Source organism: Ochrobactrum sp. CGA5 (assembly GCF_006345815.1).
Lineage (GTDB): Bacteria > Pseudomonadota > Alphaproteobacteria > Rhizobiales > Rhizobiaceae > Brucella.
On the sequence record NZ_VCIG01000043.1, the window covers coordinates 20,738 to 33,927 of the forward strand.

The following is a 13,190-nucleotide window of genomic DNA, read 5'->3' on the forward strand; positions in this document are numbered from 1 at the left end:
TTTCGTTTTCGTACTGATCAAACCTCCGACAGCTTGGCCGGTGGTTTCGGGCGCACCCGCGCCACCATGACAACCAACGCCAGAAAAACAAGCCCGGCACCAACGGCATAGGGCATGCCTGCAAAGACAAACGGTGCGCTCGTACCGGTAAACACGGCGAAAAGCTGCGTGAAGATGAGCGGGCCGATGATGGTCGTAATGCTTGACACGCTTGTCAGCGCCCCTTGCAATTCGCCCTGCGCTGATGGTGGAACCTTGCCTGCCGCGATGCTACGCAGCGGCGGGTCGGCCAGACCTTCCAACGCCGTCAGGAAAATGACGGCATATACCATCCAACCTTTCCATGCGATGGCGTATCCAATCAAGCCAAGACAGGAGAACAGCAAGCCTGTGATCGCTGTGCGCCGCTCGCCGAGCACTGGCAAAACTCTTGGCAGAACCAGAGCCATCACGAATGCTGCGCCGATACCGAACAGTCCGAGCGACAGACCGATCTGGGCTTCGCTCCAGTTATAGCGATAGGCGCCGACGAAGGCCCACACCGACGGATAGACCGCATGGGCCAACCAGAACAGTAAGAAGACCAGCACTACCCAACCGATACCAGGGTAATTTCGCATCTGCTTTAGCGCGCCCAGCGGATTGGCCCGGGCGATCTGAAAGGTACGCCGGTTTTCGCGCGTCAGCGTCTCTGGCAAGAGGAAATAGGCGAGGATGAAATTGATGAAAGACAGGAACGCCGCTCCGTAGAACGGAACGCGCGGACCGAATTCACCCAGTAAACCGCCCAGCACGGGACCAAGCGCGAAACCGACACCGAAAGCAATGCCGATCAAACCGAAATTGCGCGCCCGATTGCTGTCATCGCTGACATCGGCGATGTAGGCAGATGCCGTCGCGAAGCTCGCCCCGCTTATGCCCGCCAGAACACGACCGACAAACAGCATCCAGTAGGAAGCCGCAAGCGCGCAGATCAGATTATCAAGAGCGAAGGTGAAGATCGAGGCCAGCAGCACCGGGCGTCGGCCAAAGCGGTCGCTCAGATTGCCGATCATGGGTGCAAACAGGAACTGCATCCCAGCATACACCAGCAAAAGCCAGCCGCCATCGACGGCTGCGGTGCCGATATCCGCGCCGGTCAGCTCTTCAAGAAAAGTCGGCAGAACCGGCATGATGATCGCAATGCCGATAATGTCGAGGAACAGTGTCATAAAGACGAGTAACAAGCCCCGCCGTACAAACTGGGGATCATGCATGGGACACCTGAAATATGCTCCACCACCAACAGCGTGGAACATTCATAAATTGTGTTGATTGGAGAACTCGCGCGCCATCGCCGCTCAAACTGATGAGCGTCACGCTTGTAAATCGGAAAAAGGCCGCGCCGGTGGAAAAAGCATTTATCTGGAAAATTATTTCACGACAAGGCGAATATTACGGGCTTCCTGCCAAAAAGGGCCAACATTTACCGGCGCAAAGAAAAAGGCGGTCGAAACCGCCTCTTCTACAGTATGTCTACAGCAGCAGAACGATATCAAACATCGCCACTGAATGTATCGCAGGATTCGAGCTTACCGCTATCGAAGCCGCGCTGGAACCACTTGGCGCGTTGGGCAGAAGTACCGTGATTGAAGCTTTCCGGCACGACATAACCCTGACTGCGGCGCTGCAGCGTGTCATCACCGATCTGGTGCGCCGCATTCAGGGCTTCTTCAAGGTCGCCAGCCTCCAGAATACCCTTCTGCTCCGTGTAGTAGCCCCACACACCGGCGAAGCAATCAGCCTGAAGTTCAACCCGAACCGACATCTGGTTTGCCTGCGCTTCACTCATCTGTTGGCGCATCTGATTGAATTTCGGCAGAATGCCGAGCAGGTTCTGGACATGGTGACCGACCTCATGCGCGAGGACATAGGCTTGCGCGAAATCGCCGGAGGCACCGAAACGGTTTGCCAGTTCCTTATAGAAACTCAAGTCAATGTAGAGCTTGCGATCACCAGGGCAATAAAACGGACCGGACGCTGCAGATGCGAAGCCGCAAGCTGAACGAACCTGCCCGGAAAACAGAACCATCGTCGGCGGCGTGTAGGTCTGACCGCGCGACTGGAAAATGCCGCTCCACACGTCTTCCGTCTCGGCCAGCACCGTCCGGGCGAACTGTGTTGTTTCGTCATTCGCGACATTGCCACCTTCGGCAACCGTTCGACCGGATTGACCCGCCTGCTGCGTTACGCCTGGCCCCATACTGCCATCACCGAACAGGATCGGCAGTGGATCGATGCCAACCGCACGCAGCACAAAGAACATCACCACCAGAATCAGGATGCCAGAAATGCCCCCGCCCCGAACGATTCGAAAGCCGGGTCCGCCAAGACCACCACCGCGACCAAACCCGCCGCCGACACCACCACCCTGGTTCCCGCGCAGATCTTCCACATTGTCGCTTTGCCTACGACCTTGCCAGCGCATTGATCAACTCCCCTGCACCACGCCACCCTCAACGAAGCGGCACCAAACTATACCTTTAATTGTCGCATAAAGAGTTGGCACGGCAACATAAAAAGTAAATGGAGGCCCCAGATACATCGCTGACACTGGATTGCCGACCGGCATGTCGCAGGATTGCGCAAAGCCAATGGCGGTTTCAGCCTGCTGACGAATGACGGCGACCTGCTGCCGATCAACCGCGCCAGCCAGAAATTGGCCCGCGAACGCTTTGGTTCGGTTACAACATCCATAGAGAAAGCATGAGGTGGGCAAGAATTTTCATGAATGCACCCACTTTCTTTGAAATAAAACGATTTGTGGGGTTCCGCTTATCGAAATGATTGCCTATAAGGCCCGCTTAGCCCACAGAATTAATACACTGCCAACCCGCCGGAAAACCGTGCGGGCTTTTCTGGCAGGCTAAGAAGCATGTCTCTCGAAAGTGGGAACCGGTTTCGGGACAAGATCATGCGCGCGAAGAAGATAGGATGAGCTCATGCCGAAACGTACAGATATCAAATCGATCCTGATCATCGGCGCGGGCCCCATTGTCATCGGTCAGGCTTGTGAGTTCGATTACTCCGGCACACAGGCCTGCAAGGCGCTCAAAGAGGAAGGTTATCGCATCATCCTCGTCAACTCCAATCCGGCAACGATCATGACCGATCCGGATCTGGCGGATGCGACCTATATCGAGCCGATCACGCCTGAAGTTGTTGCTAAGATCATTGCCAAAGAGCGCCCTGACGCGCTTCTGCCGACCATGGGTGGCCAGACTGCGCTGAACACCGCATTGTCGCTCCGTCGCATGGGCGTTCTTGAGCGTTACAATGTTGAAATGATCGGTGCAAACGCGGAAGCGATCGATAAGGCAGAAGACCGCGCGCTTTTCCGCGAAGCCATGGAAAAGATCGGCCTCGACACCCCGACTTCGATGCTCGCCAATGCGACCGAAATTAAGGACGAGGATCGCAAGCGCCACGAGGCCAGACGTGCCGAAGTCAAGGCCCAATTTTCGGGTGACGAACTGGATAAGGCACTCGATAAGCTTGAAACCGAGTGGCAGCTCGGCGAGGTTGAACGCAAGCAGCGTTACATGACGCACGCACTGGCAAAGGCTGCTCAGGCGCTCGATGTGGTTGGCCTTCCGGCCATCATCCGCCCAAGCTTCACGCTCGGGGGCACCGGCGGCGGCATTGCCTATAACCGCCAGGAATTCTTTGAAATCATCGAACGTGGTCTCGATGCATCGCCAACCACTGAAGTTCTGATCGAAGAGTCGGTTCTGGGCTGGAAAGAATATGAAATGGAAGTGGTTCGCGACAAGGCGGACAACTGCATCATCATCTGCTCGATTGAAAATCTCGACCCGATGGGTGTGCACACCGGCGATTCCATCACCGTTGCCCCGGCACTCACGCTGACCGACAAAGAATACCAGATCATGCGCAACGCCTCGATTGCGGTGCTACGCGAGATCGGCGTCGAAACCGGCGGTTCAAACGTTCAGTTCGCGATCAACCCGGCCAATGGCCGCATGATTGTCATTGAAATGAACCCGCGTGTCTCACGCTCTTCCGCGCTTGCCTCCAAGGCAACCGGCTTCCCGATTGCCAAGGTCGCGGCCAAGCTTGCGGTTGGTTACACGCTCGACGAACTTGATAACGACATCACCGGCGGCGCGACGCCTGCCTCGTTCGAACCTTCGATCGACTATGTCGTCACCAAGATTCCACGTTTCGCTTTTGAAAAATTCCCCGGCTCATCACCAATCCTGACCACCGCCATGAAGTCGGTCGGTGAAGTCATGGCCATCGGCCGTACCTTCCAGGAAAGCTTGCAAAAGGCACTGCGCGGTCTTGAGACGGGCCTGACCGGCCTTGATGAAATCGCCATTCCGAACATCGACGAAGGCGACGAAAAGAATGCAATCCGTGCAGCCATCGGTACACCAACGCCAGACCGCCTGCGTATGGTTGCACAGGCAATGCGTCTTGGCCTGACCACCGAGCAGATCCATGACGTGTCGAAGATCGATCCATGGTTCCTTGAGCAGATCGAAGGAATCGTTGATACGGAAGCCCGTATTCGCGAACACGGCCTGCCACAGGATGCCGAAAACCTGCGTATGCTGAAAGCCATGGGCTTCTCCGATGCACGTCTCGCCAGCCTCACCGGTCTGGACGCAGAGGATGTCGCCAAGCTGCGCAATGATCTCGACGTACATCCGGTCTACAAGCGCATCGACACCTGCGCTGCGGAATTCGCTTCGCCAACCGCTTATATGTATTCGACCTACGAAACACCTTTTGTTGGCCAGCCGCACTCGGAAGCCGAAGTGTCGGATCGCAAGAAAGTCGTCATTCTCGGCGGCGGTCCAAACCGTATTGGTCAGGGCATCGAGTTCGATTATTGCTGCTGCCATGCGGCGTTCGCGCTCAATGATGCAGACTATGAAGCCATCATGGTCAACTGTAATCCGGAAACTGTTTCAACCGACTACGACACTTCCGATCGCCTGTACTTTGAGCCGCTGACAGCAGAAGACGTGCTGGAAATCCTGCGTGTTGAACAGGAAAAAGGCACGCTGCACGGCGTCATCGTGCAGTTCGGTGGCCAGACCCCGCTCAAGCTCGCCAATGCGCTTGAAAAGGCAGGTATCCCGATCCTCGGCACCTCGCCGGACGCCATCGACCTTGCGGAAGATCGTGATCGCTTCCAGAAGCTGCTGATCAAGCTTGACCTCAATCAGCCAAAGAACGGCATTGCCTATTCGGTTGAGCAGGCTCGCCTGATCGTTGCCGATCTTGGTTTCCCGCTGGTTGTGCGTCCGTCCTATGTGCTTGGCGGTCGCGCCATGCAGATCATCCATGACGAACGTGGCTTGCAGACCTATCTTCTTGATACGGTGCCGGAACTGGTACCTGAAGACATCAAGGCCAAGTATCCAAACGACAAGACCGGCCAGATCAACACCCTGTTGGGCAAGAACCCGCTTCTGTTCGATACCTATCTTACACAAGCCATCGAAGTGGACGTGGACTGCCTCTGCGACGGTAAGAACAGCTATGTGTCCGGCATCATGGAACACATCGAAGAAGCTGGCATTCACTCAGGCGACAGCGCCTGCTCGCTGCCGGTTCATTCGCTTTCCCCTGAAACCGTCGCCGAACTGGAACGCCAGACGGAGGCTCTTGCCAAGGCACTTAATGTTGGCGGCCTGATGAATGTTCAGTTTGCCATCAAGGATGGCGAAATCTTCATTCTCGAAGTCAATCCGCGCGCATCACGTACCGTTCCTTTTGTCGCCAAAACCGTTGGCACACCAATTGCCAAGGTTGCAGCCCGCATCATGGCTGGCGAAAGCCTTGAAGCAGCGCTTGAAGCCTATGGCGGCAAGCCGAAAACACCATCCCGTCCGCACATCGCGGTCAAGGAAGCTGTTTTCCCGTTTGCCCGCTTCCCCGGCGTCGATACACTGCTCGGACCGGAAATGCGCTCGACCGGCGAAGTCATGGGTCTCGACTACGACTACGCCTTGGCCTTCGCAAAGGCACAGCTCGGTGCTGGTGTTGAATTGCCGCGCGAAGGCACGGTGTTTGTATCGGTGCGTGACGAAGACAAGGAACGTGTACTCGGCGCGGTGCGCAAGCTTGCAAGCATCGGCTTCAAGGTCATGGCAACCGGCGGTACGCAGAAATTCCTCGAAGCCAACGGCGTCGAATCGACCAAGATCAACAAAGTCATCGAAGGCCGTCCGCATGTTGAAGATGCGATCCGCAATCGCCAGATTCATCTGGTCTTCAACACAACCGACAGCGCCAGTGCGGTATCCGATTCCAAATCGATCCGCCGCGCAACCTTGATGCAGAAGCTGCCTTATTACACAACCATGGCCGGAGCCGAAGCAGCAGCCGAAGCGATTGTAGCCCTCAAGGCCGGATCGCTGGAAGTGCGTCCGCTTCAGGATTACTTCCGCTGATCGCATAGATCATGAACTTAGAAAAGCCGCCGATAAACCGGCGGCTTTTTTATGCTGTTTTAAGGGTTGGTATCTCCAGGGGCTTTCCTGAAGGATCATCTTCCAGATTGACCTGCTGCGTGAAAAGCCCATCATGCAGATGTGGCTTGCCAAGATGAATGATGGCTGCTTCTTTCAATTCGGTATTCAGCATATCGCGAATACGATCATAGGCTTCGGCATCAAGTCCATCGAGCGCGCCATCGATGACGATCCATTGCGGCTTTTGCAGGATCAAGCGCGCAAAGGCGACGCATTGACGTTCATCGTCGGTCAGACCCCGATCCCAGCGCGCAACCCGGTCGAGGCTCGTGGAAAGCCGCTCAAGCCCCGCCCGTCGCAGCACATTCTCCAAGTCTTCTTCCGAAAACCTTTTGATGTCCAGCGGATAGACGATCACGCCCTTTAGGTTGCCAGGAGGAAAATAAGGCGCCCGTGGCATGAAGGCGACGCCATCGCCGGCAGGCATACCGATCCGCCCCTCACCCCATGGCCAGAGCCCGCCTAATGCGCGGAACAGGAGCGTTCTCTGGGTCTCGGTTCCGCCCGTGACAAGCACCCGTTCGCCGGGCTTCACGGAAAAGGCCTTGCAGGAAAGCTTCAGGCACTGATCGGGCGCAGCGATGGAAACATCATCGAGCGTCAGCTTGTCACTGTCGTTGACGGCAAGATCGATTTGCCGGTCCAGATAGCCAAGCTCGTCCATGCGCAGTACCGCCTGACGAAAGCTCGCGACGCGCAGCAGGGTCGCCCGCCAGTCTGCAATCGCCCCGAAATTATCAACAAACCAGCGCAGCGCATTATGCACCTGCGAAAACGCACCAACGGCCATCATCAGCCCGCCGAACGTCAGCCCACCGCCGAAATAGACCGGAGCCGCAACGAGGATAGGTGCCACGATGGTAAGCCAGCCATAACCGGCCGTTACCCAGGTCAAGCGCGTGGTTGCATAGACAATCTTGCGGATCGCAGTCAGAACAGCATCGATATCCAGATCAAGGCGTCGCCGCTCGTCACCTTCTCCGCGCGAGAGGGTGATGGCGTCGAGATGCTCGTTGACGCGCATCAGCGATGCGCGAAAATCCGCTTCGCGTGCATAGCGATTGGCGTTGATATTGACCAGGCTGCGCCCGACGATCCATGTCAGCCAGGAAGCGGAAGCCGCATAGATGATAACGGCCCAGACCATGTAGCCAGGGATCGAGAAACTGTAGCCCGCGACATGAAACACGAAACCACTCGAAAGCGACCACAGAACGCCGACAAAACTCACCAGAATGACCGTCGACTGAAGCAGATTGATGCCCAGATCGCATGACATTTCGGCAAGATGCCGTGCATCTTCATGCAGACGCTGGTCGGGATTGATACCGATCTCGCCTGCATTGGCAAGACGGAAAGCCCGGCCCGGCACCAGCCATTGGCCCACCAGATCGCGCGCCAACCCCTCACGCATCTTGAGCTTGAACATCTGGTTGAGCCAGGTTTGAGACACGTTAAGCACAAGCAGGCTGCCCGCAATCCCGAAAAAGACCAGTAGCTGATGGAAAAAAGCCTGCATGTCCCGACGTGAAAGCGCGTCGTAGAATGGTTCGTTCCAGCGATTGATAGCGACCTGTCCAATGGCGATCAGCACAATCAGAACGAAAATGCCGGTCCCAAGTGCGATCAGCGTGTTGCGAACCGGCGAGACCAGAAAAGCCCCGACCATCATCGACACCTGAGAGAAAAGATCGGTCCCGTCGCGTGACGGATTGCCGCCGATCAGCTTGACCGAACTTTTACGCAGACGCTCGGTGACACTGCGTCTGGGCTTTCTACTGTGGCGCTCTCTTTTAGGCACGCTCTGCTTCGTCTTGTCTTCGTCTGATTCAGACGTCATGTCCTGCCTCGCTGCCCATCCGCCCGTTCAATCTCGCAGTTATGTCTGCAACATGCTGAATATCTGCGTCACGTGGAAGTCAAAGATAGGAGATCAGTACGCTTTTCCCGCAAATCACCCATGATGGCCCACAACAATATGTGGGTTTTACCGCAAATCATTCGTTGCAATTATGGCCAGAGCACGAACCCTGCCGGAAGCACTCCATGACCGTTACAATCCAGCCCATCGACAAAGTGCTCATTTATGCAACCTGGAACAGTCGCCTTCTAGTTTTTGAAGAACCGGATTCTCCTGAAACGCCGCTTCAGGTGCCGGGCGGCACGGTCGATGCCGGAGAAGATATTCTCGCCGCCGCTTATCGCGAATTTGCCGAAGAAACGGGGCTTCTCTACGACGACGGCATGATCCATGTCGAAACCGTCGATTATGACTACCCCGAACTCGGAAGGACGGAGCCGCATCGCCGCCACTGCTTTCATTTGCAATTGAGAAGTTCCGCGCCTGAAACCTGGGATCATTATGAAATGACACCATGCGACGGAGGTGCTCCGATCCTGTTCCGGCTATTTTGGCTCGACCGATCGAGCGCGCAAAACCGGCTCGGACTCGGCATGGCGAGAAGCTTGAATAAAATCAGTTTCTAGCTGGCAACGTAGCTGTCTTGTATTGGTCAAATTTGTCGCATATAGTTGTTGCATCGATTTTTCGGTCAAGTGACTTTGCGACCCGTGCGGCCTGCCGTGCTTCCTAACGATCTCCTGTCCATAAATTCGATTCACAGGGACGTGTGCGAAGCATACGGACTACTCTACTACTATGTTACAAAGGAATTTCCCATGGCTACGGGAACAGTTAAGTGGTTCAACACGACCAAGGGCTTCGGCTTCATTCAGCCTGATCAGGGCGGCACGGACGTTTTCGTTCACATCTCCGCCGTTCAGCGCGCTGGTCTGGCCACGCTCGATGAAGGTCAGAAGGTTTCGTACGAAATCGTACAGGACCGTCGTTCGGGCCGTTCGTCTGCCGACAACCTCGTCGCAGCATAAGTTTTGCCGCAAGGCAGAGAAAAGGCGGGTCTTCGGGCCCGCTTTTTTGTTTGTCTGCCTTTACTCAACCCTTCGCCAGCGCGCTTGCGCCCAGAATTAAAGCCGCGATCAGAGCCGCAATGGTGCGGATATGATTCCACATGCTCCAGTCGCGTACATAAGCGAACCATACATCCGCCGACGCCGCAGCATTGGCATCCATCCCGGCGAGCTGGTTGTTCAGTGGCACATTCAGAATCATCGTGACGCCAATCGTGCCGACGAGATAGACGACAGCGCCAATCATCGCCCACTTTGACAGACCTCCAAAACCCGTCAATCCCAGCGCGACAATCACCAGACACAACAATGCTGTACCAAAAAAGGCAGCAAAGAACGTCGCATTGATAACGGTGATATTGATCGACTGCATCGCCGTTATACCAGCATTGGCCGGAATGCGTGCCAGCGCGGCCATCACGAAACTTGAAAACGCATAGAAGATGCCCCCTGTAATCGCGCTTCCCCACGCCGTCAGCAGAACAAGCAGTTGAAAACTCGTCGTCATCGTTGGTCCTCCCATCCGCCGTCAACGGCAGCGTTGCGCGCACGATGCGCGTTCGTCTTCCTTCTTTTAAAATATGAGAAACCCTCATATTGCAATATGTGAGAGTTCCTCATATTCTGTCAAGAGCGAAATATGTGGGTCGATAATGAATCAGAATTCCGCCAAGCAAGCAGAGACAGCCAGTGCATCAGTTCTGCGCCGCACGCCAAGCCAAAGCCGCGCACAGGAAAAAATTCGTCGCATCGCTGAATGCGCTACAGCTCTAATCGCCGCCAAAGGCAGCGACAGTCTCAAGATGAGTGAAATCGCCCAGCAGGCTGGTATTTCCATCGGCGCGCTCTATCAGTATTTTCCCGATAAAAGTGCGCTGATCCGTTACCTGTTTGAGAGGTGCAATGCGCAATCGCGCCAATGCATCGCGGAAGGACTTGCAGCAGCCAGTTCGGCTGACGAGCTGCTTGTCGCCTTCAATGCCTTGATGGATGACTATCTGGCCCTGATGCGGCTGGAACCGGCAATGCGCGATATCTGGTCGGCCACGCAGACAGATAAGTCCCTGTCAAAGATGGAGATTGCGGAAAGCAGGCGGAACGGCCAGCTACTGGCCAAAACGATCCGTCGACTGGCACCCGGCACACTTCCGTCACAACTGGACGAAACCGCCTTCCTGCTGATGCATTTCGGCGAATCCACCATGCGCATCGCCGTCGAGGTTTCGGAAATCGAATGCGATGCGCTGATAGCCGCTTATAAACTGATGGCCACGCGCTGCTTGCGCGATCTGATGGCGGGATGAAACTTACGGCAACCAGTCGATCGGCACATGCCCCTCGTCGCTGGCCACGCGCTGTAGCCATGCACGGACAGCGGGATATTGCTGCATGTTGAAACCGCCAAGATGCGCTTCATGCGTGTAGGCATAGAGTGCAATATCAGCCACCGTATAATCGTCACCGGCGATGAACGAAGTTTTCTTCAATTGAGCTTCCATTACTGCCAGCGCCTTGTCGCCACCGGCTAGCGTGGCCGCAAGACGCTCCGGGGTCGCATCGCGGGACCGCTCTGGATAGACCATCAAGGCCCGGCGTACTGCGATGTAAGGCTCATGGCTATATTGTTCGAAGAACAGCCACTGATAGACCAGCGCGCGCTCGTAAGCGTCTGTCGGTAACAAGGCCGTCCCCTCCGCCAGATGCAAGAGAATGGCATTCGATTCAGCGAGGAAGCGCCCGTCTTCGAGTTCCAGCAATGGAACCTTGCCGTTCGGGTTCTTGGCCAGGTATTCCGGTGTGCGCGTCGATCCATCAAGCGAGGAAACCGCAACATGACGAAAGGGCTTGCCGATTTTTGCCAGAAGCAGGCGAGGTTTGTAACAATTGCCGGAATCGGCGTGCTCATAAAGTGTCAGCATGATCTTCTCCTATCGTGCGGCAATATTTCTGCCCGGCGGCCTCGTGTCCAATCAGTTTCTTTGCGTTGATATGTCAGCATTGCTGATGGATCTGTTCGTTTCGGCAACACATTTTTGCGAAATCCAGCAATTGCCGATGAAATCACAATCCTTCTGTTGCGCTTCCTGCGCCGATGGGACATAGAAAAACCCGCAAAGCCGGACCGCGCCCGGTGCCGGTTAACAGAGCCTGCCATCTATGGAGATCTATCATGGCATTTCTCGCCGACGCCCTTTCTCGTGTAAAGCCATCTGCGACCATTGCGGTCAGCCAGAAAGCACGTGAACTGAAAGCCAAGGGCAAGGACGTGATTGGTCTCGGTGCAGGCGAGCCCGACTTCGACACGCCCACGAATATCAAGCAGGCTGCCATCGACGCGATCAATCGCGGCGAAACGAAGTACACGCCGGTTGCTGGCATCCCAGAACTGCGTCAGGCCATCGTTGCCAAGTTCAAGCGTGAAAACGGTCTCGACTACAAGCCGGAACAGACCATTGTCGGCACTGGCGGCAAGCAGATTCTGTTCAACGCTTTTATGGCGACGCTGAACCCTGGCGATGAAGTCATCGTTCCTGCCCCTTACTGGGTCAGCTATCCTGAAATGGTGGCGATCAACGGCGGCAATCCGGTTTTCATCAACACGAAGATCGAAGATAACTTCAAGCTGACTGCCGGCGATCTGGAAAAGGCGATCACCCCGAAGACCAAGTGGCTTATCTTCAACTCGCCATCGAACCCGACCGGCGCAGCTTACACGGAAGCTGAACTCAAGTCCCTGACTGACGTGTTGGTTCGTCATCCGCATGTCTGGATCCTGACCGACGACATGTATGAGCATCTGGTCTATGGTGACTTCGTCTTCACAACCCCCGCTCAGGTCGAGCCGTCGCTTTACGACCGCACGCTCACCATGAACGGCGTGTCCAAGGCCTATGCGATGACGGGCTGGCGTATCGGCTACGCAGCAGGCCCGTTGCAGCTCATCAAGGCCATGGATATGGTGCAGGGGCAGCAGACCTCGGGCGCCTGTTCCATCGCACAATGGGCCGCAGTTGAAGCCCTCAATGGCCCCCAGGATTTCATCCCGGAAAACAAGAAGATTTTCCAGGCGCGTCGCGATCTGGTCGTGTCCATGCTCAACCAGGCAAAAGGAATCAAGTGTCCGACTCCAGAAGGCGCCTTCTACGTCTATCCGTCCTGCGCCGACCTCATCGGCAAGAAGACGGAAGCCGGTAAGGTTATTGAAACCGATGAAGACTTCGTCACCGAACTGCTGGAAGCAGAAGGGGTCGCGGTTGTTCATGGCTCGGCTTTCGGTCTCGGACCGAACTTCCGTATTTCCTATGCGACGTCGGATGCACTTCTCGAAGAAGCCTGCACCCGCATTCAGCGCTTCTGCGCCAGCTTGCGCTAACAGCCTAAAAGATTGAATGACAAAGGGGCCGAAAGGCCCCTTTTTCGTGCAAACAATTCAACGAACAAAAGAGGGAAGGCAAAAAGCCAAAAAAAAAGCCAGACAAATGTCTGGCTTTGAGTTTTGAAGGTGCCTTGAGGCAAACCTCCAGAGGGGAACACTCAGCCCGCGCAAATGGGAGGAGGAAACGCAGCGCTGAGATGACCTTTATATGCCTCTTGCCCATTGTTTTTGCAATGCGACTTTAGCGCAATGCAGCCATGCATTTTACGCATGTCTAGATCAAGAGTTAAAATTATTTAAAAACAAATACTTATGGCGATACAAATTATCTCGCAATA

General features: G+C 55.5%; 10 protein-coding genes and 1 pseudogene. 6 read left to right on the forward strand and 5 right to left on the reverse strand.

Annotation, left to right across the window (positions count from 1 at the left end; translation table 11 throughout):
* Positions 1–17: 17 nt before the first annotated feature.
* Complete coding sequence (locus tag FJQ48_RS20660) at positions 18–1,256, reverse strand: TCR/Tet family MFS transporter (protein WP_139976809.1); 1,239 nt, start codon at positions 1,254–1,256, stop codon at positions 18–20.
* Positions 1,257–1,534: 278 nt separating this feature from the next.
* Complete coding sequence (locus FJQ48_RS20665) at positions 1,535–2,467, reverse strand: neutral zinc metallopeptidase (protein ID WP_139976810.1); 933 nt, start codon at positions 2,465–2,467, stop codon at positions 1,535–1,537.
* A gap of 108 nt (positions 2,468–2,575) precedes the next feature.
* Here FJQ48_RS20665 and FJQ48_RS22615 point away from each other — a divergent pair.
* Positions 2,576–2,749: pseudogene (locus tag FJQ48_RS22615) on the forward strand (DNA-binding protein); the annotation flags it as partial.
* Positions 2,750–2,981: 232 nt separating this feature from the next.
* Positions 2,982–6,467: a carbamoyl-phosphate synthase large subunit gene (carB, locus tag FJQ48_RS20675; protein WP_139976811.1), complete on the forward strand. Its 3,486-nt coding sequence runs from the start codon at positions 2,982–2,984 to the stop codon at positions 6,465–6,467.
* Between the two features lie 49 nt (positions 6,468–6,516).
* Here the strand turns inward: carB and FJQ48_RS20680 are convergent, their stop codons facing one another.
* Positions 6,517–8,388 (reverse strand): ABC transporter ATP-binding protein/permease, encoded by a 1,872-nt coding sequence (locus FJQ48_RS20680; protein WP_139976812.1) that lies wholly within the window; start codon positions 8,386–8,388, stop codon positions 6,517–6,519.
* A 206-nt stretch (positions 8,389–8,594) separates the two neighbouring features.
* Between FJQ48_RS20680 and FJQ48_RS20685 the strand changes: the two genes are divergently transcribed.
* Positions 8,595–9,035: an NUDIX domain-containing protein gene (locus FJQ48_RS20685; RefSeq protein ID WP_139976813.1), complete on the forward strand. Its 441-nt coding sequence runs from the start codon at positions 8,595–8,597 to the stop codon at positions 9,033–9,035.
* Between the two features lie 192 nt (positions 9,036–9,227).
* A complete protein-coding gene (locus FJQ48_RS20690; protein WP_006471898.1) occupies positions 9,228–9,437 on the forward strand; it encodes a cold-shock protein in 210 nt (69 codons plus the stop codon).
* A gap of 64 nt (positions 9,438–9,501) precedes the next feature.
* Here the strand turns inward: FJQ48_RS20690 and FJQ48_RS20695 are convergent, their stop codons facing one another.
* Entirely contained in the window at positions 9,502–9,984 is a 483-nt protein-coding gene (locus FJQ48_RS20695) for an anthrone oxygenase family protein (protein WP_139976814.1), read from the reverse strand.
* Positions 9,985–10,129: 145 nt separating this feature from the next.
* Between FJQ48_RS20695 and FJQ48_RS20700 the strand changes: the two genes are divergently transcribed.
* On the forward strand, positions 10,130–10,780 hold the full coding sequence (locus FJQ48_RS20700) for a TetR/AcrR family transcriptional regulator (RefSeq protein ID WP_139976815.1): 651 nt from the start codon (positions 10,130–10,132) through the stop codon (positions 10,778–10,780).
* A gap of 3 nt (positions 10,781–10,783) precedes the next feature.
* On the opposite strand, the gene FJQ48_RS20705 is transcribed toward FJQ48_RS20700, so the two are convergent.
* Positions 10,784–11,395, reverse strand: coding sequence for a glutathione S-transferase family protein (locus FJQ48_RS20705; RefSeq protein WP_139976816.1), 612 nt, complete (start codon positions 11,393–11,395; stop codon positions 10,784–10,786).
* A 251-nt stretch (positions 11,396–11,646) separates the two neighbouring features.
* Between FJQ48_RS20705 and FJQ48_RS20710 the strand changes: the two genes are divergently transcribed.
* On the forward strand, positions 11,647–12,849 hold the full coding sequence (locus tag FJQ48_RS20710; RefSeq protein ID WP_139976817.1) for a pyridoxal phosphate-dependent aminotransferase: 1,203 nt from the start codon (positions 11,647–11,649) through the stop codon (positions 12,847–12,849).
* Positions 12,850–13,190 lie beyond the last annotated feature (341 nt).